The 20,067-nt window shown below is 60.5% G+C and carries 28 protein-coding genes; 14 read left to right on the top strand and 14 right to left on the bottom strand.

The features are described from left to right. Window positions 1–41: 41 nt before the first annotated feature. The 3 genes from AC1Q9F_RS05005 to ppnN all read right to left on the bottom strand — a co-directional run bounded on the left by AC1Q9F_RS05005 (window position 42) and on the right by ppnN (window position 2,698). Complete coding sequence (locus AC1Q9F_RS05005; RefSeq protein WP_492618778.1) at window positions 42–374, bottom strand: hypothetical protein; 333 nt, start codon at window positions 372–374, stop codon at window positions 42–44. A gap of 151 nt (window positions 375–525) precedes the next feature. Beyond that, window positions 526–1,263: a response regulator gene (locus AC1Q9F_RS05000; RefSeq protein WP_039766999.1), complete on the bottom strand. Its 738-nt coding sequence runs from the start codon at window positions 1,261–1,263 to the stop codon at window positions 526–528. A gap of 61 nt (window positions 1,264–1,324) precedes the next feature. Then, entirely contained in the window at window positions 1,325–2,698 is a 1,374-nt protein-coding gene (ppnN, locus tag AC1Q9F_RS04995; RefSeq protein ID WP_007950520.1) for a nucleotide 5'-monophosphate nucleosidase PpnN, read from the bottom strand. A gap of 210 nt (window positions 2,699–2,908) precedes the next feature. Here ppnN and AC1Q9F_RS04990 point away from each other — a divergent pair, with 210 nt between their 5' ends. Next, a complete protein-coding gene (locus AC1Q9F_RS04990) occupies window positions 2,909–3,430 on the top strand; it encodes a DUF3087 domain-containing protein (RefSeq protein ID WP_492618779.1) in 522 nt (173 codons plus the stop codon). Here the strand turns inward: AC1Q9F_RS04990 and AC1Q9F_RS04985 are convergent. Continuing rightward, window positions 3,427–3,813, bottom strand: coding sequence for a DUF2784 domain-containing protein (locus AC1Q9F_RS04985; protein WP_492618780.1), 387 nt, complete (start codon window positions 3,811–3,813; stop codon window positions 3,427–3,429). The genes AC1Q9F_RS04990 and AC1Q9F_RS04985 overlap by 4 nt on opposite strands. Window positions 3,814–3,968: 155 nt before the next feature. On the opposite strand from AC1Q9F_RS04985, the gene AC1Q9F_RS04980 reads away from it, so the two are divergent. Genes AC1Q9F_RS04980 through AC1Q9F_RS04970 form a run of 3 tightly spaced genes read left to right on the top strand, consistent with a single transcriptional unit; the run spans window position 3,969 to window position 5,165 of the window. Then, window positions 3,969–4,667, top strand: a complete 699-nt coding sequence (locus AC1Q9F_RS04980; RefSeq protein ID WP_045121617.1) for an AzlC family ABC transporter permease — start codon at window positions 3,969–3,971, stop codon at window positions 4,665–4,667. Then, window positions 4,667–4,978, top strand: coding sequence for an AzlD domain-containing protein (locus tag AC1Q9F_RS04975; RefSeq protein ID WP_492619434.1), 312 nt, complete (start codon window positions 4,667–4,669; stop codon window positions 4,976–4,978). The genes AC1Q9F_RS04980 and AC1Q9F_RS04975 overlap by 1 nt, the downstream gene beginning before the upstream one ends. A gap of 40 nt (window positions 4,979–5,018) precedes the next feature. After that, window positions 5,019–5,165 (top strand): hypothetical protein, encoded by a 147-nt coding sequence (locus AC1Q9F_RS04970; protein ID WP_007950514.1) that lies wholly within the window; start codon window positions 5,019–5,021, stop codon window positions 5,163–5,165. A gap of 44 nt (window positions 5,166–5,209) precedes the next feature. On the opposite strand, the gene AC1Q9F_RS04965 is transcribed toward AC1Q9F_RS04970, so the two are convergent. The 4 genes from AC1Q9F_RS04965 to AC1Q9F_RS04950 all read right to left on the bottom strand — a co-directional run bounded on the left by AC1Q9F_RS04965 (window position 5,210) and on the right by AC1Q9F_RS04950 (window position 8,371). Then, on the bottom strand, window positions 5,210–5,482 hold the full coding sequence (locus tag AC1Q9F_RS04965) for a hypothetical protein (RefSeq protein ID WP_041475322.1): 273 nt from the start codon (window positions 5,480–5,482) through the stop codon (window positions 5,210–5,212). Window positions 5,483–5,749: 267 nt separating this feature from the next. Beyond that, the gene (locus AC1Q9F_RS04960; protein WP_492618781.1) at window positions 5,750–6,430 is read right to left on the bottom strand and encodes an SOS response-associated peptidase family protein; all 681 of its coding nucleotides are present in this window, start codon (window positions 6,428–6,430) and stop codon (window positions 5,750–5,752) included. 53 nt (window positions 6,431–6,483) lie between these two features. Next, a complete protein-coding gene (locus AC1Q9F_RS04955) occupies window positions 6,484–7,323 on the bottom strand; it encodes an ABC transporter permease (protein WP_492618782.1) in 840 nt (279 codons plus the stop codon). A gap of 61 nt (window positions 7,324–7,384) precedes the next feature. Further along, entirely contained in the window at window positions 7,385–8,371 is a 987-nt protein-coding gene (locus tag AC1Q9F_RS04950; RefSeq protein WP_492618783.1) for an aliphatic sulfonate ABC transporter substrate-binding protein, read from the bottom strand. Window positions 8,372–8,664: 293 nt separating this feature from the next. Here AC1Q9F_RS04950 and AC1Q9F_RS04945 point away from each other — a divergent pair, with 293 nt between their 5' ends. From AC1Q9F_RS04945 to AC1Q9F_RS04935, 3 genes are all read left to right on the top strand, one after another. Beyond that, window positions 8,665–9,612, top strand: a complete 948-nt coding sequence (locus AC1Q9F_RS04945) for an ABC transporter substrate-binding protein (RefSeq protein ID WP_492618784.1) — start codon at window positions 8,665–8,667, stop codon at window positions 9,610–9,612. Window positions 9,613–9,746: 134 nt separating this feature from the next. Next, on the top strand, window positions 9,747–10,646 hold the full coding sequence (locus AC1Q9F_RS04940) for a polysaccharide deacetylase family protein (protein ID WP_492618785.1): 900 nt from the start codon (window positions 9,747–9,749) through the stop codon (window positions 10,644–10,646). Between the two features lie 121 nt (window positions 10,647–10,767). Further along, entirely contained in the window at window positions 10,768–11,010 is a 243-nt protein-coding gene (locus AC1Q9F_RS04935; RefSeq protein WP_007950507.1) for a DUF1652 domain-containing protein, read from the top strand. Between the two features lie 3 nt (window positions 11,011–11,013). Here the strand turns inward: AC1Q9F_RS04935 and AC1Q9F_RS04930 are convergent, their stop codons facing one another. Beyond that, on the bottom strand, window positions 11,014–11,376 hold the full coding sequence (locus AC1Q9F_RS04930) for an NUDIX hydrolase (RefSeq protein WP_492618786.1): 363 nt from the start codon (window positions 11,374–11,376) through the stop codon (window positions 11,014–11,016). A gap of 197 nt (window positions 11,377–11,573) precedes the next feature. On the opposite strand from AC1Q9F_RS04930, the gene AC1Q9F_RS04925 reads away from it, so the two are divergent. Next, on the top strand, window positions 11,574–11,762 hold the full coding sequence (locus AC1Q9F_RS04925; protein WP_007950503.1) for a hypothetical protein: 189 nt from the start codon (window positions 11,574–11,576) through the stop codon (window positions 11,760–11,762). Window positions 11,763–11,821: 59 nt separating this feature from the next. On the opposite strand, the gene AC1Q9F_RS04920 is transcribed toward AC1Q9F_RS04925, so the two are convergent. Next, window positions 11,822–12,061 carry a hypothetical protein gene (locus AC1Q9F_RS04920; protein WP_007950501.1) on the bottom strand — a complete coding sequence of 80 codons (240 nt, stop codon included), beginning with the start codon at window positions 12,059–12,061 and terminating at the stop codon, window positions 11,822–11,824. A gap of 176 nt (window positions 12,062–12,237) precedes the next feature. Here AC1Q9F_RS04920 and AC1Q9F_RS04915 point away from each other — a divergent pair, with 176 nt between their 5' ends. Beyond that, entirely contained in the window at window positions 12,238–12,573 is a 336-nt protein-coding gene (locus AC1Q9F_RS04915) for a hypothetical protein (RefSeq protein WP_179694603.1), read from the top strand. A 64-nt stretch (window positions 12,574–12,637) separates the two neighbouring features. Here AC1Q9F_RS04915 and AC1Q9F_RS04910 read toward each other — a convergent pair whose 3' ends face one another. Further along, window positions 12,638–13,186, bottom strand: a complete 549-nt coding sequence (locus AC1Q9F_RS04910; RefSeq protein ID WP_007950499.1) for an RrF2 family transcriptional regulator — start codon at window positions 13,184–13,186, stop codon at window positions 12,638–12,640. A gap of 337 nt (window positions 13,187–13,523) precedes the next feature. Here AC1Q9F_RS04910 and AC1Q9F_RS04905 point away from each other — a divergent pair, with 337 nt between their 5' ends. After that, window positions 13,524–14,729, top strand: coding sequence for an NAD(P)/FAD-dependent oxidoreductase (locus tag AC1Q9F_RS04905; protein ID WP_492618787.1), 1,206 nt, complete (start codon window positions 13,524–13,526; stop codon window positions 14,727–14,729). A gap of 55 nt (window positions 14,730–14,784) precedes the next feature. Here the strand turns inward: AC1Q9F_RS04905 and AC1Q9F_RS04900 are convergent, their stop codons facing one another. Genes AC1Q9F_RS04900 through AC1Q9F_RS04890 form a run of 3 tightly spaced genes read right to left on the bottom strand, consistent with a single transcriptional unit; the run spans window position 14,785 to window position 16,065 of the window. Beyond that, a complete protein-coding gene (locus AC1Q9F_RS04900) occupies window positions 14,785–15,063 on the bottom strand; it encodes a Rho-binding antiterminator (RefSeq protein WP_064597351.1) in 279 nt (92 codons plus the stop codon). A gap of 4 nt (window positions 15,064–15,067) precedes the next feature. Then, window positions 15,068–15,325 carry a DUF2024 family protein gene (locus AC1Q9F_RS04895; RefSeq protein WP_007950496.1) on the bottom strand — a complete coding sequence of 86 codons (258 nt, stop codon included), beginning with the start codon at window positions 15,323–15,325 and terminating at the stop codon, window positions 15,068–15,070. Beyond that, entirely contained in the window at window positions 15,325–16,065 is a 741-nt protein-coding gene (locus AC1Q9F_RS04890; RefSeq protein WP_492618788.1) for a hypothetical protein, read from the bottom strand. Before AC1Q9F_RS04890 ends, AC1Q9F_RS04895 begins: the two co-directional genes overlap by 1 nt. A 117-nt stretch (window positions 16,066–16,182) precedes the next feature. Here AC1Q9F_RS04890 and AC1Q9F_RS04885 point away from each other — a divergent pair, with 117 nt between their 5' ends. The 4 genes from AC1Q9F_RS04885 to AC1Q9F_RS04870 all read left to right on the top strand — a co-directional run bounded on the left by AC1Q9F_RS04885 (window position 16,183) and on the right by AC1Q9F_RS04870 (window position 19,987). After that, window positions 16,183–16,749 (top strand): MarR family winged helix-turn-helix transcriptional regulator, encoded by a 567-nt coding sequence (locus tag AC1Q9F_RS04885; protein WP_492618789.1) that lies wholly within the window; start codon window positions 16,183–16,185, stop codon window positions 16,747–16,749. 250 nt (window positions 16,750–16,999) lie between these two features. After that, window positions 17,000–17,512 (top strand): formaldehyde-activating enzyme, encoded by a 513-nt coding sequence (gene fae, locus AC1Q9F_RS04880; RefSeq protein ID WP_007950493.1) that lies wholly within the window; start codon window positions 17,000–17,002, stop codon window positions 17,510–17,512. 10 nt (window positions 17,513–17,522) lie between these two features. Next, window positions 17,523–18,557, top strand: a complete 1,035-nt coding sequence (locus AC1Q9F_RS04875) for an aldo/keto reductase (RefSeq protein ID WP_085731936.1) — start codon at window positions 17,523–17,525, stop codon at window positions 18,555–18,557. Next, window positions 18,554–19,987: an NAD-dependent succinate-semialdehyde dehydrogenase gene (locus AC1Q9F_RS04870; RefSeq protein WP_492618790.1), complete on the top strand. Its 1,434-nt coding sequence runs from the start codon at window positions 18,554–18,556 to the stop codon at window positions 19,985–19,987. Before AC1Q9F_RS04875 ends, AC1Q9F_RS04870 begins: the two co-directional genes overlap by 4 nt. Window positions 19,988–20,067 lie beyond the last annotated feature (80 nt).

Below are 20,067 nucleotides of genomic sequence, written 5' to 3'. Positions count from 1 at the left end.
GAGCGCCCCCGGCAGGAATCGACAACGGCGGGTACAAACGATCAGTAGCGCTGGTATTTGGAACCGAACTCGGGACGGTTCTCGGCGACCAGCACGCTGCGGGCCGAACGTTCGCGCAGTTCCTGCAGACGGTCGGCACCACCCTCGGCTACGCGTTCACGCAGTTCCTGCAAACGGTCGGCGCCGCCTTCAGCCACGCGTTCACGCAGTTCCTGCAAGCGATCCGCGCCACCTTCGGCAACGCGATCCTTCTGCAGGTTTTCCGAGCCGTATTCCGCGATCAGCGGCTGGGAGCTGGCGGACGCCAGGTCGGCCAGGGCCAAACCGCTGAACAGGCTGATTGCGAGTACCAGGGATTTCGAGGACTTGAACATGGTGCTTCTCCTTGCGTTTGAGATGAGTGAACCAGTGCTTTCTGGTGGGTTCATTCAAACGCGAGGGTGTATCGCAGATATGTGGTGATACGGCCCGAAAACACGGGTTACGTATCTGCGCGGCGAATTTATACAGAGCGATACAAATCCCTCAGGATTCGGCGAGCATCTCCACGGCGAAGGAGAACACATAACCCTCGTTGCGCACGGTTTTGATGTAAGTCGGCTCGCGGGAGTCGTCCAGCAGACGCTGACGCAGGCGGCTCACCAGCAAATCGATGGAGCGGTCGAACAGATCGGCGTCGCGACCCTGGGTCAGATTGAGCAACTGGTCGCGGCTGAGCACCCGTTGCGGATGGTCGAGAAATACCCGAAGCAAACGATATTCGGCGCCACTGAGGGCGACCATGGTGTCGTCTTCATCGAGCAGATGGCGGGCGGTAGTGTCCAGGCGCCAGCGGCCGAACGCGAGCAGGCGCCCGGTTTCGGTGATCAGCAGATTCGGTGGCAGCATTCGCGTACGGCGCAGCACGGCGTTGATCCGCGCCAGCAATTCGCGGGCAGCGAAGGGTTTGGTCAGGTAATCGTCGGCGCCCATTTCCAGGCCGAGGATGCGGTCGGTCTGGTCGTCGCGGGCGGTGAGCATCAGGATTGGAATTGCCTTGTGCTTGCCGGCGCGCAACTCGCGGCACAGCACCAGCCCGTCATCGCCGGGGAGCATGATGTCGAGCACGATCAGGTCGACCGTGTTGGCTTCCAGAAAACTGCGCATCTGCCGGCCATCGGCGACCACGGTGCTGCGCAGGCCGTTCTTGGTCAGGTAATTGCCGACCAGCTCGCGGATCTCGCGGTCATCGTCGACGATCAGGATGTGGTTGATGTGATCCATGGTTCGCTCTTTTTATAAGGAGTGCCCGAAGCGTTGCGCTTCGGGCACTGGTCGCTTCGGGTCAGGACACCACGCGATAGCACGGCACATAAGCCGCGCCGCCCGGCAGTTTCATCCGGTGCTGGGCTACGAAGGCTTTGAGCAGCAGATCGAGCGGCTGCATGATCGCGGCGTCGCCACGGATCTGGTATGGCCCGTGTTCCTCGATCAGGCGGATGCCCTTGTCCTTGACGTTGCCGGCGACGATCCCGGAGAACGCGCGGCGCAGGTTGGCCGCCAGTTCATGGGGTGGCTGGTCGCGGTGCAGCTTGAGGTTGGCCATGTTTTCGTGGGTCGGGTCGAACGGGCGCTGGAAGCCTTCGTCGATCTTCAGCAGCCAGTTGAAGTGGAACGCGTCGGCGCGTTCGCGGCGGAACTGCTTCACGGCCTTCAGGCCCGCAGTCATCTGCCGCGCCACTTCGGCCGGGTCGTCGATGATGATTTCGTAGTGCTTTTTCGCCGCTTCGCCGAGGGTGGCGGTGACGAAGGCGTCCAGTTGTTCCAGATACGGCGCGGCGTGTTTCGGCCCGGTCAGGATCACCGGGAACGGCAGGCCGGCGTTGTCCGGGTGCATCAGGATGCCCAGCAGGTACAGGAACTCTTCGGCGGTGCCGGCGCCGCCCGGGAAGATGATGATGCCGTGGCCGACGCGGACGAAGGCTTCCAGACGTTTTTCGATGTCCGGCAGGATCACCAGCTCGTTGACGATCGGGTTCGGCGCTTCGGCGGCGATGATGCCCGGCTCGGTCAGGCCGAGGTAGCGGCCACCGTGAATCCGCTGCTTGGCGTGGGCGATGGTCGCGCCTTTCATCGGGCCTTTCATTACGCCCGGACCGCAGCCGGTGCAGATGTCGAGGCTGCGCAGGCCCAGTTCGTGGCCGACTTTCTTGGTGTATTTGTATTCTTCGGTGTTGATCGAGTGGCCGCCCCAGCACACGACGATTTTCGGCTCGACGCCCGGACGCAGGGTGCGCGCGTTGCGCAGCAGGTGGAAGACGTAGTCGCTGATGCCCTGGGAGGTGCTGAGGTCGATGCTCAAGGCGTCGAGTTCGTTCTCGGTGTAGACAATGTCGCGCAGGGCACTGAACAGCATTTCCCGGGTGCTGGCGATCATTTCGCCGTCGACGAAGGCGTCGGCCGGGGCGTTCAGCAGTTCCAGGCGCACGCCGCGATCCTGCTGGTGGATGCGGATTTCGAAGTCTTTGTAGGCTTCAAGGATGGTTTTTGCGTTGTCGACATGGGCGCCAGTATTGAGGATTGCCAGGGCGCACTGGCGAAAGAGGGTATAGGTGCTGCCGGTTCCGGCCTGGCTCAGTTGCTGAACTTCACGTTGGGAAAGGGTTTCGAGGCTGCCTTTTGGGCTGACCGAGGCATTGATTACGTGTCGTTGGGTCATGCAGTGATCCTTAAAACGATGTCATTGCCGGCATGGCCAATGGCATCCGAATAGTGTGTATCCATGAATGAAGATGGCACGATCTGCGTGGTATCGCCATGTCCCCGTTGGGCGTTGAAAAGATGAAAAGGCGCTCCAGCATAGCTAAATCCGCCTCAGAGGCGATAATGCGCAGCCTCTTTTTAACTCAAGCCATGGAAGCCTGTCGCGATGTTCGAGATTCAACCGATCGATGCCATCACTTATCGCCAACAGACCCGGCGCAGCACGCTGATCATTGCGGTGCTGTTTCTGGTGCTGGCGATGGCGTTTTCGACGGCGGCGGTGGCGCTGTTCGGCGAGCCGGGCGGGGATAACCTGCGGTTCAATGTCGGCGGGGTGTTTGGCGCATTTCTGCTGACGGCGGCGTTGTTGCGCGGGCGATTCTGGAACCAGACCTGGATGGCCCCGGCGGTGTATGGCTGGCGGCTCAAGCGCAGCCTGATGAGCGTCACCAATGTCATGCATCAGGTGACGGCGGCGGTGGAGAAGGATGATCCGGTGGCGATGAAGGTACTGCGTTTCTATCACCTCGGCTTGACCCAGATGCATGAACTGGACGGCAACTCCAGCGATCACGCGCAATTGCACCGGGAAGTCGAAGCGCACAAGGCGCGGATGGAGGCGCTCGGTCTGGACACCGATCAGACGCGCCTCGATCCGGCCTGGCTGGAAACCTCGAAAGCGCGCTAGACCGGAATGCGCGCGGCGCGCTGAAGTTTCCAGCGGCGGATCAGGCGCCCGTAGACCAGGAGGTTGACCACCAGCACCACGCTGCCCAGCACCAACTGAATCTGCGGCGTCAGCCCCGCCGGGTAGATAATCGGCCAGACGTAGTGTTCGATGAAGCCACCCGCGTATTCGGTCTGCCCGGCGGCGTGGCGCATCAGGTTTTCCCAATAGGTCAGCGGACAGGTCAGGTGCAACACCTCGACCGCCACACCCCAGGCCGCCGCCGGCAAATGCAGCCACATCAGCCGCGGCCACTTGAGCACCAGCAGCCCGCCGAACAGCACGAATAGAATGAACAGCAAATGAAACAGCACCAGCCCGTCGGCGGCTATTCGATACAGCATGTCGTCTCCCTGACGCGCGTGTGAATGGTTGCCATGTTACGCCGGTAAACGACTGACGGAAGGAAGGATTTGCGCCAAATGCGCAAGATTGTTCAAGCCATGAACGGGCGTTTGCTGGCAGAGTCCGGGGTCTTGTCTCACGGTTGAAGAGTGTTATGTCTGACTCATTAATGCCGCGCAGTGCCTTTCTTCGCGGAGCCGCGGCGATCATGCCGTTATCCCTGGCGACGGCGCCGTGGGGGCTGCTGGCCGGCTCCATGGCGATCGAAGCCAACCTCACGCCGCTGCAGGGGCAGGGCCTGTCGAGCATCGTGTTCGCCGGCGCTGCGCAATTGGTGGCGATCGGCATGCTCAAGGGCGGCGCAGGGATTTTCTCGATTCTGCTGACCACGCTGCTGCTGACCTCGCAACATTTGCTCTATGGCATGAGCATGCGCCACGTGATTTCGCCGTTGCCGGGGCGCTGGCGTATCGGTCTGGGCTTTTTGCTCACTGATGAACTGTTCGCCCTGACCAGTCAGCATGATCGCCAGCAGTTCAATCGCTGGTACGCGTTGGGCGTCGGCCTGACGTTTTACATCGCCTGGAACCTCTTCACCCTTGCCGGCATCGTGCTCGGCAGCAGCATTCCGGGGCTTGAACACCTGGGGCTGGACTTCTCGATTGCCGCGACCTTCATCGCCCTGATCACTCCGGTGGTGCGCAATGTGCCGACGGTGGTCTGCGTGGCGGTGTCGCTGTTCTGCTCGGTGCTCTTCAGTTACTGGCAATGGGGTTCGGCGCTGGTGCTGTCGGGGCTGGCCGGCATGACCGCCGGTTTTATCTGCAACAAGCTGTATCGGGAGCGCACATGATGGTCTGGGCAGTGATTTTCGGCATGGGGATTCTGGTGTTCCTCAACCGTTACGTGTTTCTCGAACCGCGCCTGCCGGTGCGCTTGAGCAGCAACGCGCGGCAATTTCTCGGTTTTGCCGTGCCGGGCATGTTGACCGCGATTTGCGGGCCGATTGTATTCATGCCGGACAAACAACTGAATTTGCAGTGGGGCAACCCTTATCTGCTGAGTTCACTAGTGGCAATCGGCCTGGTGATCTACACACGCAATACATTGCTTAGCATGCTATTGAGCATGGCGTTCTTCTTTCTATTGCGCTGGTGGCTTTAAGTTCTACGCTTAATGGATGAATTCCATTAGCGAGGTGAACATGGCAACCGAGCAGAAACGTCCCGAAGAAGATGACGAACCGAGTGAAGAAGAGATCGAGCGGGAGAAACACAAGGAGCAGACCTGGAAGCATGACGACAGCCGCGAGTTGTCCGACCGTGATCAGGAACGCCCGCTGAAACCCTGAACGCCACAACGAAAAGCCCCGCGATTGCGGGGCTTTTCGTTTTATCAAAGATCTTCCAGCTGCGTGAAATCGGGGTGGGAGGCCCGATAACCCAAGGTCTTGTCGATCCAGGCATTCAGCTCGTTGACCATCACCGGCGGGTGGCAGGGATAGTTTTCGAGGGTGGCGCGCAGGATGCGGTCGATATCGGGTACGTCACGCAGGTTTCGAGTCTTTATGTAGTGGCCGATAAAACAGTCGAGTTGAAAGCGTTCTGTCGTGGACAGATGAATACACTCCAGGCCGGTGACCTGTTTGATTGCAAAATCGTCGCGCAACTTAGTTCTCTGCAAGGCTTGTTAGTTTGTGGGGTATTCCTGGTTTTGCTGACTCTTTGGTCAACTGGTATGCCAATAGGAAATGCGGCGCGCATGCTATCCGTAGTGTTTCTAAAAGTATGTATGACGATTGAAATGTCAGACAGGCGGTTAGTTCACTCAAACGACTGTTTCAGCTCCCTGTTTCGCGAATGAAACACCGCGTGTAACGCGGCGGATTCAATTCGTGGATTCCTGCTCTTGATAACGCACCGCACCGGCATTTATTTACGTCATCGCTTCAATCAATTCCGCACCCTGATTGCGGGAGTTGCCCATCGCTTTGCCGACTTTGTGCCATTGAAACGCTTCGCTGGGTTCGGCTTCGAACAGCAACATCTGCTCGGCGCGTTCGGTGGGCGTGGCGGGATCGAGCCATTCGTGCACCCGATCGGCGCACAGCACGATCGGGCGCCGGTCATGCACATCGAGCAAGCCACCTTCGCTGTTGGCAGTGATGATGACGAAGCCGTCGTCTTCCCGTGGAGGCTCACCGGGCGTCGGAAACTGGCCGATGGCGGCGCAGAAAACCGGCTGATGATCGGCGCGACGAATCAGCCACGGCTGTCGACTCTTGTCGGGTGCATCGACCCACTCGAACCAGTTGTCGACCGGCACGATCAGCCGATGACGCCAGATCGCTCGAAAGAACGGCCCGTGGGCGACTTTTTCCACCCGCGCGTTGATCGGCGCGGCGCGATCCCTGGCCCAGTGCGGGCGCCAGCCCCAGCGCAGGTTGTCAGCGTATAGCTGTTGTTCGTGCTGATGAAGGATCGCCAATGACGTCGTGGGCGCGGCGTTGTAATGCGCCAGCGGTGCGTCGCCGACGTGATTGATCAGCGCATCGGGAATGCTCAGCACCGCGACGAAATCGTGGATGCCCCGGTATTGCGACAGTCTTCCGCACATTGGCCGACCCTCCGGCGAACAGCTGCCTGAAGGTTTGAGCTTAGTTGCACGGTTCAATCCTTGCTGCCCTGGCCGGTGAACGCGTCGCGCCAGACCAGCCAGCGGCGTTCCAATATGGCCAGCAGGCCATCGCTGAGTTTGCCCAGCAGCGCCAGGACGATGATCGCGGCCAGCACGATATCCGGCCGCGAAGTTTCGCGACCGTCACTCAGCAGGTAACCCAGCCCTTTGGTCGCCGCGATCAGTTCGGCCGCCACCAGAAACATCCACGACAGGCTCATGCCGCTGCGCAATCCGGTGAACAGTCCGGGCAGGGCGGCGGGTAGCAGAATCCGTCGCACCAGTTGCAGCGGACTGAAGCCATAGATGTGCCCGACCTCCACCAGTTTGCGGTCGATGTTGCGGATCGCCGCGACCACGTTGACGTACACCGGGAAGAACGCGCCGATGGCGATCAGGACGATTTTCGAGGTCTCGTCAATCCCCAGCCACAGCAGCAACAGCGGCACCCAGGCCAGGCTGGGAATCGAACGCAGCGCGGCGAAGGTCGGCTCCAGATAGGCCTCGGCTTCGCGGCTGAGGCCGACCCATGCGGCAAACACCAGCGCCAGACTCGCGCCGATGGCAAACCCCAGCAGCACGCGAATCAGGCTGGCGCCGATGTGTTTCCACAGGGCGCCCTCGGCCAGGTCGGTGAGGGTCAGGGCGATCTCGCTTGGCGCGGGCATCTGGTAGGACGGCAGCCAACCGATGCGTACGATAAATTCCAGGGCGATCACGATCAGCAATGGCAGGGCCAGGCCTTTAAGGCGCCGGCGCCAGAGCGGATTCAGCTGTGGGAGTTTTCGCCGTGGTGCCGATAAGGCGAGGCGGGCGGGCAAGTCGTTGCTCATGGACGGTTCTCCGCTCACGACAAATCCGCGACGGGCGCGGATTTGTTATGAGCCTGATCGGTTACTGGGCGGCGGCGACTTGCTGGAAACCGGTGTCGATCAACTGATCGATCACCTGATCGACATTCACCCCACGGCGCACCAGCTCTTCGGACACCAGAATCGGCGCGGCGGCTTTCGAGGCCAGTACGTCCTTGGCGGTCAGTTGCGGGCTGCTCAGGTCGGTGCGCGACAGTTGCAGTTTGGCCACGTCCAGCGGCAGGCCGGATTCGCTGGCGAGCAACTTGGCCAATTCTTCGGGGTTTTTCACCGACCACTCGCGGGCCTGCTCATAGGCCTTGATCACGGTGTCGATGGTTTGCGGGTGTTGCTTGGCGTATTGCTCGGTGACGCTGACCACGCCGTAGCTGTTGAAGTCGCGATTGCGGTACAGCAGGCGCGAACCGGCCTGCACCTGGCTGGCGGCCATGTGCGGATCAAGACCGGCCCAGGCGTCGACATCGCCTTTCTCCAGCGCGGTGCGGCCGTCCGGGTGTTGCAGGTGCACCAGTTCCACATCGTCCTTTTTCAGCCCGGCCTGTTGCAGGGTGCGCAGGGTGAACAGGTACGGATCGGTGCCCTTGGTGGCGGCGATTTTCTTGCCTTTGAGGTCGGCGACGGACTGGATCGTCGAGTCCTTGCGCACCACCAGCGCGGTCCACTCGGCGCGGCTGTAGACGTAGACCGATTTAATCGGGCTGCCATTGGCGCGGCTGAGCACGGCAGCGAGGCTGGCCGACGAGGCGAAATCCACGCCGCCGCTGTTGAGGTATTCCAGCGAGCGGTTGCTGCCCTGGCTCAGCACCCAGCTGACTTTGCTCTGGGGCAGGGCTTTTTCCAGGTAGCCCAGATGTTTGAGCGCCAGGCTGACCGGCGAGTAATAGGCGTAATCCAGATGCACTTCGGCCGGCGGCGCTTCGGCAGCGTGGGCGAGCGGTTGCAGGCTCAGGGCTACTGCGCAGGCCGCGAGCAGCGTTTTGACGCGGGAAAACGGTAAGAGGGATTTCATGGGCACGCTCCGGCAAGGCAACAGGTTCTTATGTCCAAAAAGATATTTTTATCGAATGCTTCCTGCATGAATGGAATATTGCAGGCTCTGTGCCATGTTCGCCCCGTCCCGCATTTACCGGGTCTAACGCCGGTTTTGCAGGTTGGAAGTGTTGCAGGGAAAACACTGTGCCGAGCCACTGTTGCTTGGCCAACAGTGCGGCGGGAAGGTGCTGAGCTTATGCGCTAATCGAATTTCAAATCCGATTTGTAAGAGCGTTATGGTCTATAAAAATCCCTTCTGCAGGACTCGCCATGAAGCTCCCACGTTTCCTACGCGCCGCGTTGACCAGCGCACTGTTTGCCACGCCATTGACTTACGCTGCCGAACCCTTGGTCCTGCACGTCGGCGACCAGAATTACTACAACATCCGCGCGTCCATAGAAGCGTCCGGCGTGTTGAAGGACGCGCCTTATACGGTCGACTGGAAACATTTCCAGGCCGCCGCGCCATTGGCCGAGGCGTTGCAGACCGGGTCGCTGGATCTGGGTTTTCTGGGGGATTCGGGATTTTTGTTCCTGGCTGCCAAACAGGCGCCGGTGAAACTGATCGGTGTGTCGCGACAGAACCCGGACACCATCGCCCTGTTGGTGCCCAAGGATTCTCCGGTGAAAACCATCGAGGACCTGAAGGGCAAGAAAGTCGCTTATTGGCCGGGTGCCTGGAGTCAGCAATTGACCTTGCGGGCGCTGGAGCAGGGCGGTTTGCCGGAGAACTACGTCGACTTCGTCAAGCTGATGCCGATCGATGCAGCGGCGGCGCTACCGCAAGGCAGCATTGATGCGTTCCCGGTCTGGGAACCCTACATTTCCCAGCAGATCGTGTTCTCCGGTGCGCGGCCGATTCTCACGGCGAAAAACCTGATGCCGGGCTTGAGCGCGATTGCGGCATCGGCACCGTCCATCGACAGCAAGCGTGAAGCAATCGCCGATTTCCTCGGGCGCCTGAAGCAGGCCCGGGCCTGGGTTGACAGTCACACCGACGAATACGCCGACTTGTGGGCGAAGAAAGCCAACCTCGATCAGCAGGTTTCGCGGCACTGGTTGCGCCAGGCGCACATGACGGTCGGCCCGGTGGATCAGCAGGCCGCCGCCGATCTGCAAAGCACCGCCGACTTCCTGTTCAAGGTCAAGGCGCTGCCGGCTCCGCTGGCTACGGCGGGGATCATCGACAGCTCGTTTCAACAGGCACTGGCACGCTGAGCGAGCGCCGGAACCAAACCCTGTGTATCTTTATCCAACCTCGGCCCATCTCAATGGGTCGCAGGGAGGCAGTAGCGGCGAAGGAGTTTTGCCAATCGACAACATGACCGCAACGGTCGGGCTCAAGGCAAAACATGACACAGTGGTTCAGGCTTTTCAGCGCGATGGCGGTGGCCGTCGGGCTGGCCGGGTGCATCGCCGCTCCCATCGAAATGACCGCGCAGACCGAGACCCGGCTCAAGGCCCAGGCACCGGTGCGGTTTCTGTTGACCTTCGATGACGGCCCCAGCGCTTCCAGTTTTTTCAATCCCACCGACACCGTGCTCGACAGCCTCAAGGACAACCCGCTGCAGCCGGGGATCAAAGCGGTGTTTTTCGTGCAGACCCGAGCGCCCCGAGCAGGCAACAGCGAGATCGGCCGGCGGGTCATGCGCCGCGAGCACGCCGAAGGGCACATTCTGGGCTTTCACACCGCCACCCATTGGCACACCAATCATCGATTGCTCGACCCGGATGAACTCGAAACCACGTTGACCAACGGCTCGGCGGACATCGCGGCGATCACCGGCGCGCCGCCGACGTTATTGCGTCCGCCGTTCTGGAACTACGACAAACGTACCTTCGCCGCCTATCAACAGCACCATATGCAAGTGTTGCTGACCGACCTGAGCGCCAACGACGGCAAGATCTGGGGTTTCAACGCCAGCCCCCGGCGGCGGGCGAACATGTTGCGTCAGCTGTCGGAAGTCCGCGAACGGATTGCCCTCGGTGAACTGCCAACGGTGGACGGGGCGATTCCAGTGGTGGTGACCTTCCATGATCTCAACCGCTACACCGCCCGCCACACCCGAGAGTACTTGCAGATTCTGCTAGACAGCGCCGCCGCCACTGGCGTGCGACTGACGGACAAGCCGTTCTATGACGATCGCGCATCGCTGGAAAAAGCCGCGCTGGCGCGCACGGTGGGCGAGTCGTCGAAGCCGGTGAATCTGCCGGGGATCTGGAACTGGATCTGGGACCATGACGCCCACTGAGTGCGGCGACTTGAAGATGTGAAGCGGTTGGCAATTTTGCAGTGGGCGACGAGAGCAAGGCGACAAAAGCTCATCTATGCTCATCGGGTCGCCCGAGCCTGCGCCTGTGAGGCGTGCCCCCATGATTGCCATTACCGACATTTGCCGCATCGTCGAATCCGGCTTTTCGCCGCTGTATTGCGATTGCACCGAAACGGCGCAGGGACTCTTGCAGATCAAGGTTTACGAACCCGACAGCGGGCGGGTCAACCTGTTGCTCAACGGGGTTTCCCCGGAGCATCTGGTCACCATTCGTGACATCTCCAATTTCATCGGTGAATTGCGCACTGAGATGAGTGCCGGACGGCGGGCGTTCGCCGGCTGACGGTCAAAGGCGTCGCTGAAAGGCGCGGACGATGCTTAGCGTGGCGTCACTGACGTTCAGATTCTGCACCGCATCCAGCGGGTGCCAGAGGCAGTCGACGATTTCATTCAGCGGGCGAACCTGATCAAGGTTCAGCACCGACGCCTCGTAGACGTGGTGGCGGGTGCTGCCGGTCTGCAATTCCATCAGATAAAGCATGTCATCGCTTTCCAGCCCGGTCTCTTCTTTGAGTTCTCGAGCGGCGGCTCGCGCGCGGGTTTCTCCCGGTTCGACGGTGCCACCCGGAAGCGTCCAGCGGCACCTGGGTTTGCGCACCAGGAGAATGTGTCGATCCTGCTCGCAGATGACGGTTGCTCGTACTTTCATGTGTTACCCGATTGCCGTTTGTCATAAATCTGTCATGAATTAGCAATATTTGGGCCGCTGCCGGTTTAGAGCTTCTGAGTGCTCGGCAAGGGCAAAAGTGCCGGAGACTTGACGCGACTGCGGTGCGACGTTCGGTCGGCACGGCGGTACGTTGCGGGTGTAAGGTGGAAAAGTTCGTCAGCAGACAGGAGGTGCCTATGAGCATGGCGATGCTGAATAAAATGCACATGAATGGCTACGACGTACTCAGCGTGAACAACGGCCCGTGGCGGGTCTGCACGCAGGGTGACCGGCTCGCATCGTTTGCCAGTCGCGAGGAAGCGCTGGCGTACGCCGCCGCGCTGCCGGGGTACAAGAGCCGCGCACGCGGTCGCAAGGCAGACTGAAGGTCTGTGAAGAAAAAGCCCCGGTTGTCCGGGGCTTTTTGCTGTGGGCAGGGTGAGGTTCAGTGGACTTTGGTTCGGCTGATGGCGCGGGCTTTCACTTCCCGGGCGTACAGTTGCAGGCGTTCTTCATCGCTTTGCAGCACTTCGCAGGACCTGAGCACCGCCTGGGCGTCCGCCTCGTTGCCCGACTGGCGCAATTGCTCGGCGATGCGCTTGAGGTCCACCGCCGACCATCTCAGGTCCGATGCCACGCTTTGCAGGTCACGCTGAAGTTCGTGTTCGTATTCATTGAGCCGCATGATCACCTCCGGAACATTGTCGGTAAAACAGAGTAGCTGGATTTTTCCGGAGCGGGTCAAGCCTCGTCTGTCTGTGAGCTGAATGGTCTGATTCAGGGAAGTGCAGGCAGAGCGCTACGATGGATGTCCGAACAGTTACAGGGTACATTCGCGTTTTTTCAAATGAAGGAATCATCATGCGGATGTTGATCGGGGGGATGCTGCTGGCGGCATTGGCCGGTTGTTCGTTGCCTGCGTCACTGGTGCCGGGCGAGCCGAATGTCAGCAAGACCAGCGAAAAGACTCCCAAGGACTATGCCGCGTGTGTATTGCCACTGTGGCAGCAGGACGTTGCCAAGACGTCCCAGGTAGCGATTTCCAATGGATACCGGATCACCGCGCCGAGCATCGTTACCGCCGACGAGATCCTTGATGTGGTCAAGTACAAGGACGGCAGCCGTGTCTCCCTGTATCAGGGGCCGCCGTGGGCGAAGTCCGGGTCGTTGCGTAAAGCGGTACGCGACTGCCTGTAAGGTCGAAATGAAAAAAGCAGAAACCGGTGACCGGTTTCTGCTTTTTTTTGCCTGCTGATCGAGTTCAGTCCGAGATATCGGTGAGCGGGATGCCGGCACCGCCGGTCTTCTTTTCCCGACGATCCTGCATCCAGTCTTCCACCTGGCTGTTGAACCCTGCCGGTGCCTTGCGCCCGACCTTTCTGGCGATGTCGAGGATGGTCTGCTGGGCGAGGGCTTCTTCCATGCGCTTTTGCGCGGTCATCATCGCAGCGTGAATCGAGCAGGTGCCGTCCAGCGCCCAGTCCGGCGGCGAGCCGTCGAACAGCGCGCAGCGTCCACGAATGTCCCGACATTCAAAAATGTTCTTGGGACCATCGATGGCATTGACGATGTCGAGCAGGGTGATCTCGTCTGCCGGCCGTGCCAGGGTGAAGCCGCCGCGCACGCCGCCGGTGGATTCCACCAGTTTGCCTTTGGCCAGTTTGGTGAAGATCTTTGCCAGGTAATCCAGCGGCACGCCTTGCAGCTCTGCCAGGTCGCGCACGCTGGCTTCACGACTGTCACCGCCGCTGCCCACCAGAAACGCCAGGCAGTGAATGCCGTACTCGACCCCCGCACTGTAAAGCGACATAACTATCTCCGACTGTATTTGTCGCCGATGTTATCAGGGTTGTTCGTGGCAAACAAATCGGGAACGCCTTGGGTGTTTGGCTATGAGGATCCCGGTTTTCTTGGTTTTCAGCTAAATCAATGGGTTGTGGAGGGTGGCTACGTTCGGTTTGAGCTATCGAAGTTTTCGATGCTAATCATCACAAAATCTGACTTGTCGGATTTAAAGGCGACCAATACAGTCGCCGTTATCCGGTGAGCAGCCTTTCGCGTTCTTGAAAAATACAGACGTGTCCGCTCCCGATGATGTGAATCCTTCAACCTCATTCAGTGACTTGGCTTCGTGCCTGGAGAGAACAATGAAACAGCACATTCTGGTAATCGGCGCAGGTTTCGGTGGCATGTGGACGGCATTGAGCGCCACGCGTCTGGTCGACATTCACAATCGGGACAACATCGACGTGACCGTGCTGGCGCCGCAGGCCGAGCTGCGCGTTCGTCCGCGTTTCTATGAGCCGAATGCCCACACGCTGGCTGCGCCGCTGGGCGATCTGTTCGACGCGGTTGGCGTCAACTTCATCAAAGGCGCGGCGAACACCATCGACGTACAGGCGAAAACCGTGGGCTACACCGACGCAGCCGGTGCGCAGCAGGTGTTCAACTACGACAAACTGGTGCTGGCCTCCGGCAGCGGCCTGGCCCTGCCGGACACCCCGGGCGTGGCGCAATATGCGTTTGACGTCGACCAGATCGAAGCCGCCATCCGCCTGGAAAACCACCTGGATTCCCTGAACGGTCAGCCTGAAAGCCAGGCGCGCAACACCGTGGTCGTCGCCGGCGGCGGTTTCACCGGTATCGAAACCGCCACTGAAATGCCGGCGCGTCTGCGGGCCGTGCTGGGCGACGATGCGAACGTTCAGGTGATCATCGTTGACCGTGCGCAGAAAGTCGGCGCCTCCATGGGCGAAGCGATCAGCGTGTCAATTGCCGAAGCGAGCCAAGAGCTGGGCGTTGAATGGCGACTGGGTGTGTCGGTGCTGTCGGTCGACGAAAACGGCGTGACCCTGTCGGACGGCCAGCGCATCGAGGCAAAAACCGTGGTCTGGACCACCGGTGTACGCGCCAGCTCCCTGACCGAGCAGATTCCTGCCGAGCGTGATCGTCAGGGCCGTCTGCACGTTGATGCCCATTTGAAAGTCATCGGCCAGGACGACATCTTCGCCACCGGCGACGTGGCTTACGCGGCCACCGACGATATCGGCAACTTCGCGCTGATGACCTGCCAGCACGCGATTTCCCTTGGTCGACACGCCGGCAACAACGTCGCGGCGCAGATTCTGGGTGTTGACCCGACGCCGTACAGCCAGCCGAAATACGTGACCTGCCTCGACCTCGGCGCCTGGGGCGCGGTGTATACCGAGGGTTGGGATCGTCAGGTGAAACTGGTCAAGGAGGAGGGCAAATCGCTCAAGACCCAGATCAACACCCAGTGGATCTACCCGCCAGCGGCTGACCGCGCCATCGCGCTGGCAGCTGCGGATCCGATGATCCCCGTCGTCGCGTAAAACGACGTGGCACAGAAAATCCCGCCCGGTTGATGCCGGGCGGGATTTTTTTCGTTCAGATTCCGCAAACCCCTCCGGCAAGGACCACCCGACCGAACTCGGCGTTGGCCTCCTGAGGTGTGATGGCGAGCAGTTGGTCGAGGCGAATCTCCTGTTGCGCGCCTTGTTGCTCGATCACCAGGAATTCTTCTTTGTCGCTGCTGGTTCGCGTGGTCACGGCCCGGGCCATCAGCCGCTGGCCGTCGACCAGCTCGATGTCCAGCTGATAGCCGCGCAGGCAGGCGATTTCCAGATAGTCGTGCAGATCACAGTTCAACGGCTGATAACGGGTCATGGCGTTACTCCTCGAAACCTTGCAGGGTGATGATGAAATAGCCGTCTTCGGCGATGGCCTTGGCGACCTGCGGATTGGCCGGCTCGCTGTGGCAGAACAGGCACTGGCTCTGGGAAATGTCTTCGTCCTGCAAGCCGTTGTCCATCAGGAACTGCCGGGCGTAGGCCTTTGCCGCTTCAGCTTCGCGATCGGTCAGCACGTCGAAATGAAGATAGCGGCCATCTTTGGTGCGCACGTGGGTATCGAATACTTTGACGAACATTATTGGCTCTCCTGCATTTTCCAGGTGCCGGGCAGCGAAAGGTTGCCCGAGGCGATGTCGTAGACGCTGCTGACACACAGCAACGGGTTGTGCAGGTCGGCATTGACCTTCAGCGCTGCGGTGACGCCGTCATAGTTGAAGCTTTGCGGGAAACCGACGGCAGCCAGCGGCACGCGGATCTGCGCGGCGTTCTGTTTCACACTCAGGTCGTAGCCGAGGGAGTCGATGTAAATCGGCGCGCCGGGCCAGGTCGCAGGCAGTTTCGGTTTGGCGTCCTTGGGGATGTCGCGCACTTTCAGCCCACCGGGGCCGCAGCTTTCATCCTTGCTCAGGACCACCCAGTGCGAGTGCCAGAGGCCGCCATCGTTGTCCTTCTTGCCGTCCTTGTTTTCATCCAGCTGTGGGGTGTCATCGAAGTCCGGGTGCGAGGTCAGGGCGAGGGCGAGGATGCCGGAGTTCGCTTCAAAACCGACGGCGCCGCTGTCGAGGCTGGTGGGCCAGACGTAGCTGTAAACCTCGGCGCCGGCAAATGAACCCTTGGCGGTGGGCACGCGGCTGCCGGCCTTGCCATCGACCAATTGTTCGAAGACCAGGGTGTTGCCGTCCTTGAAAACACGGGTGTGGACCAGGTCGAACGCGGCCTCGGTTTTACCGGGTTCGCTGTGAATGCCTTCAGGTCCGTGGGCCCAGGCCTGTGTTGCCAGAAGCGTGCTGATGGTCAATGCCAATGCGGTTTTCATGGGATGCCTCGAAGTGTGTTTTAAGTTTCGAATCGACACCGCAATCCTAAGGTGGCGCTGTTTTTTGTCAATAAGGTTTTTAAACGATACTATTTATGGATCCCATTGAAACAGGCGATGACCGTGTTGTTTGACCTGCTGGAAAGATTGTCGAGCCTGACCCGCGTGTGGTTTCGCGAGCACCCGCTGCTGGCCGAACTGCAACCGATTCAACTCAGCGCGCTGCTGTATCTGGCGCGGTGCAACCGCTATTCGAATACGCCGCTGGCGGTCACCGATTACCTCGGCCTGACCAAGGGCACCGTGTCGCAGTCACTCAAGGCGCTGGAGATAAATGGTTTTCTGACCAAGGTTCCGGACGCCCGAGACAAACGCAGCGTGCATCTGGAATTGACGACCACTGCGCGCGAACTGATCGACGCAGTGATGCCGCCGGATTTCCTGAGCAATGCCGAGCAACGCATGGGCGCGCGTGCCGGCGATCTGGAGGGCTTGTTGCTGGAGTTGCTGCGCAACATTCAACACAGCGAAAACGTACCGAGTTATGGGCTTTGCCGGACTTGTCGTTTTCACCAGGCATCGACTGCTGGTGCCGTTTGCGGATTGACCGGCGAGGCGTTGGCTCCGCCGGAAATCGAACTGATCTGTCGCGAGCATCGCCTGCCTGAAGAAACCCCCGCCTGAATCCTCTCCCGCCGGGGCTATGACTAAAAGTCATTGCCCCATGATTTTTAATGGTTACGGCCGGCCCGATCCCCGGTGTTAAAAAATCGCAAACACAGCTCATCAATAACAACCAGAGAGCGTTTGCAGCCATGTCCCGATTCTCCCTTCGCGTCTCCCCACGTCCGTTATTGATCCCGTTGGCCATTCGGTCCGCGTGAGCTGTCGATCACCCCAAAAAATCCATCTGCATCGCAAAGAGTAATGACTGATGAAAGAACTCGACCTGTACATCGGTGAAGGTTTCGAAGGCCCGGGCGTGAACGCCGCGCACATCAATATCCTGATCGGACCGCGTAACGGCCCGGCAGGGCAAGCGTTCGCCAACAGCCTGGCGTCGCCGAGCCAGGGCCATTGCCCGTTCATGGTGATCGCTCAGCCGAACATTCCGGTCAAGCCGATGACCCTGTACGTCAACAAGGCCGCCATCAGCAGCGACCTGCACGGCAACGCAACCTGGGGCGCCTCCCAGGCCGGTATCGCCAAGGCTGTGCTCGAAGCACTGCTCGACGGCACGCTGCCGCCGGAAGCCGAGGACGAGTGGGCCATCGTCACCGCCAACTGGGTCAACCCGGCCTGCGATGACCTGGATGCGGTCTACCTGAACAACTACAACGCCTGCCGCACCGCGATCCGCGCCGCCCTGACCGGCAAGCCGGAAACCGCGCAGCTCAAGGATGTGGTCAACCACATCAGCAACCCTTTCTACACGCCAAAAGCCTGAGGTCCGCGCCATGCAATACATCCGTTTGGGCAACTCCGGCCTGCAAGTTTCCCGCCTGTGCCTGGGCACGATGAATATGGGCACCCCGGACTGGAAGCCGTGGATCTTCAATGAAAAACAGAGCGAGCCGATCGTCGCTCACGCGCTGAACAACGGCGTGAACTTCATCGACCTGGCGGACTTCTATTCCGCCGGTGTCGGCGAGGAAGTGGTAGGGCGCATCGTCAAACGTCTGGCCCGTCGCGAAGACCTGGTGATCACCACCAAGGTCGGCTACGGCACCCGCAACGCAATCAACGCCAGCGGCCATTCGCGCAAGCACATCATGGACAGCATCGATGCTTCGCTGAAGCGTCTGGACATGGATTACGTCGACGTGTTCATGCTGCATTACTTCGACGTGAACACGCCTGTCGAAGAAACCATGGGCGCGCTGAACGACATCGTGCGTTCCGGCAAGGCGCGTTACATCGGCGTCTCGACCATGCTCACCGGCCAACTGGCGAAAATCCTCATGGCCTGCGAGCGCAATGGCTGGGTCAAGCCGATCAACATGCAGCTGCAACTGAACTGCGCCTACCGCGAAGAAGAGCGCGAGATGATTCCGTTCTGCCGCGATCAGGGCATCGGCGTGTCGGTGTTCAGCCCGCTGGCCCGTGGCCTGTTGACCGGTGACGTGCAATCGACCCGCAACCAGACCGACTTCTTCACCCAGCAGATGTACAGCGACGAAGCCTCGTTCGAAATCGCTCATTCGGTGCAGCGCGTGGCCCGTGCCCGTGGCGTGTCGAACGCACAGATCGCCCAGGCCTGGGTCGCCAATCATCCCGGCGTGGACTGTATGCTGGTCGGCGCCGACACCACCGCGCAGTTCGACAGCGCACTGGCGGCGCTGGAAACAAAACTCGATGCGGAAGAGCTGCACGAGCTGGAACGCAACTACACCCCGTGCGACGTGATCAACGATTACACCGCTGGCAAACGCATCCTGCGCACGGCCCGTCCGGGGCATGAGCGCTTCACGTTGCAGGGGGCGGTGGCATGAGCGGGTTGATTCGTCACGGCAACTTTATCGACGGTCAGTGGGGCCAGGGTGGCGCCACTTACCCGGTGCGCAACCCGGCCAACGGTGAGTTGATCACCGACGTGCAAAACGCCGGTGTCGAGGAAACCAACCTCGCCATTGACGCCGCCAATCGTGCCTTGCCAGCGTGGCGCAAACTCACCGCCAAGGAGCGCAGCCAGCGCCTGAAGCGCTGGAGCGATCTGATGCTCGCCAACCAGCAGGAACTGGCGACCTTGCTCAGTCGTGAACAGGGCAAGCCGCTGGCCGAAGCCAAGGGCGAAGTGGTTTACGCCGCCAGTTTTCTCGAGTGGTTTGGTGAAGAAGCCAAGCGTGCCTACGGTGATGTGATCCCGAGCCACAAGGCTGATGCGCGGATCATCGTGACCAAGGAAGCCATTGGAGTGGTCGCGGCGATCACCCCGTGGAACTTCCCGCTGGCGATGGTCACCCGCAAGGTCGGCCCGGCGCTGGCGGCGGGTTGCACGATGATCCTGAAACCCTCGGAAGAAACGCCGCTATCGGCATTCGCCCTGGCGGTGCTGGCCGAGCAGGCAGGGATTCCGGCGGGCGTGTTCAACATCGTCTCCGGCGATGCGGTGGCTATCGGCGGCGCGCTGCAAGCCTCCAGCGTGGTGCGCAAACTGTCGTTCACCGGCTCGACCCGCACCGGCAAACTGCTGATGCGCCAGGCCGCCGACACCCTGAAAAAGGTTTCGCTGGAACTGGGCGGCAACGCGCCGTTCATTGTCTTCGACGACGCTGACATCGACGCGGCCGTGAAAGGCGCGATGGCCTCGAAATTCCGCAATACCGGTCAGACCTGCGTTTGCGTCAACCGCTTCTTCATTCAGGACGGCGTCTACGAAGCCTTCACCGGCAAACTCGCGGAAGCCGTGGCGGCGATGCGCGTGGGCAGTGCGCTGGACGGTGAGACCGAGCAAGGTCCGCTGATCAACGCCGCTGCGCTGGCCAAGGTTGAAGCCCACGTCAGCGATGCACTGGAGAAGGGCGCCACGCTGTTGTGCGGCGGCCGTCGTCATGCCTTGGGCGGCACGTTCTACGAGCCGACCATCCTCACCGAAGCCAACGGCGACATGCTGATTGCCCAAGACGAAACCTTTGGCCCGGTGGCGGCGTGCTTCCGTTTCAAGGACGAAGCCGAAGTGCTGGCGCGCGCCAACGACACGCCGTTCGGACTGTCGGCGTACTTCTACAGTCGCGACATCGGCCGGGTCTGGCGCATGGCCGAAGGGCTGGAAGCCGGGATGGTCGGCATCAACGAAGGGATCATCTCCACGGAGGTGGCGCCGTTCGGTGGCATCAAGGAATCGGGCCTTGGGCGTGAAGGTTCGAAGTACGGTCTGGATGACTATCTGGAGATCAAATACCTGTTGATGGGCGGTCTCTAGACCTCCCCGAACCCTGTGGGAGCTGGCTCCTGCAGGGTTCCTCCCAGAGCTTTCCGTTTCTCCGTCAATAACAACAATTG

It is taken from the genome of Pseudomonas sp. GW823-FHT04A03 (genome assembly GCF_058796615.1).
This window is presented reverse-complemented; position numbering and strand designations above follow the sequence as displayed.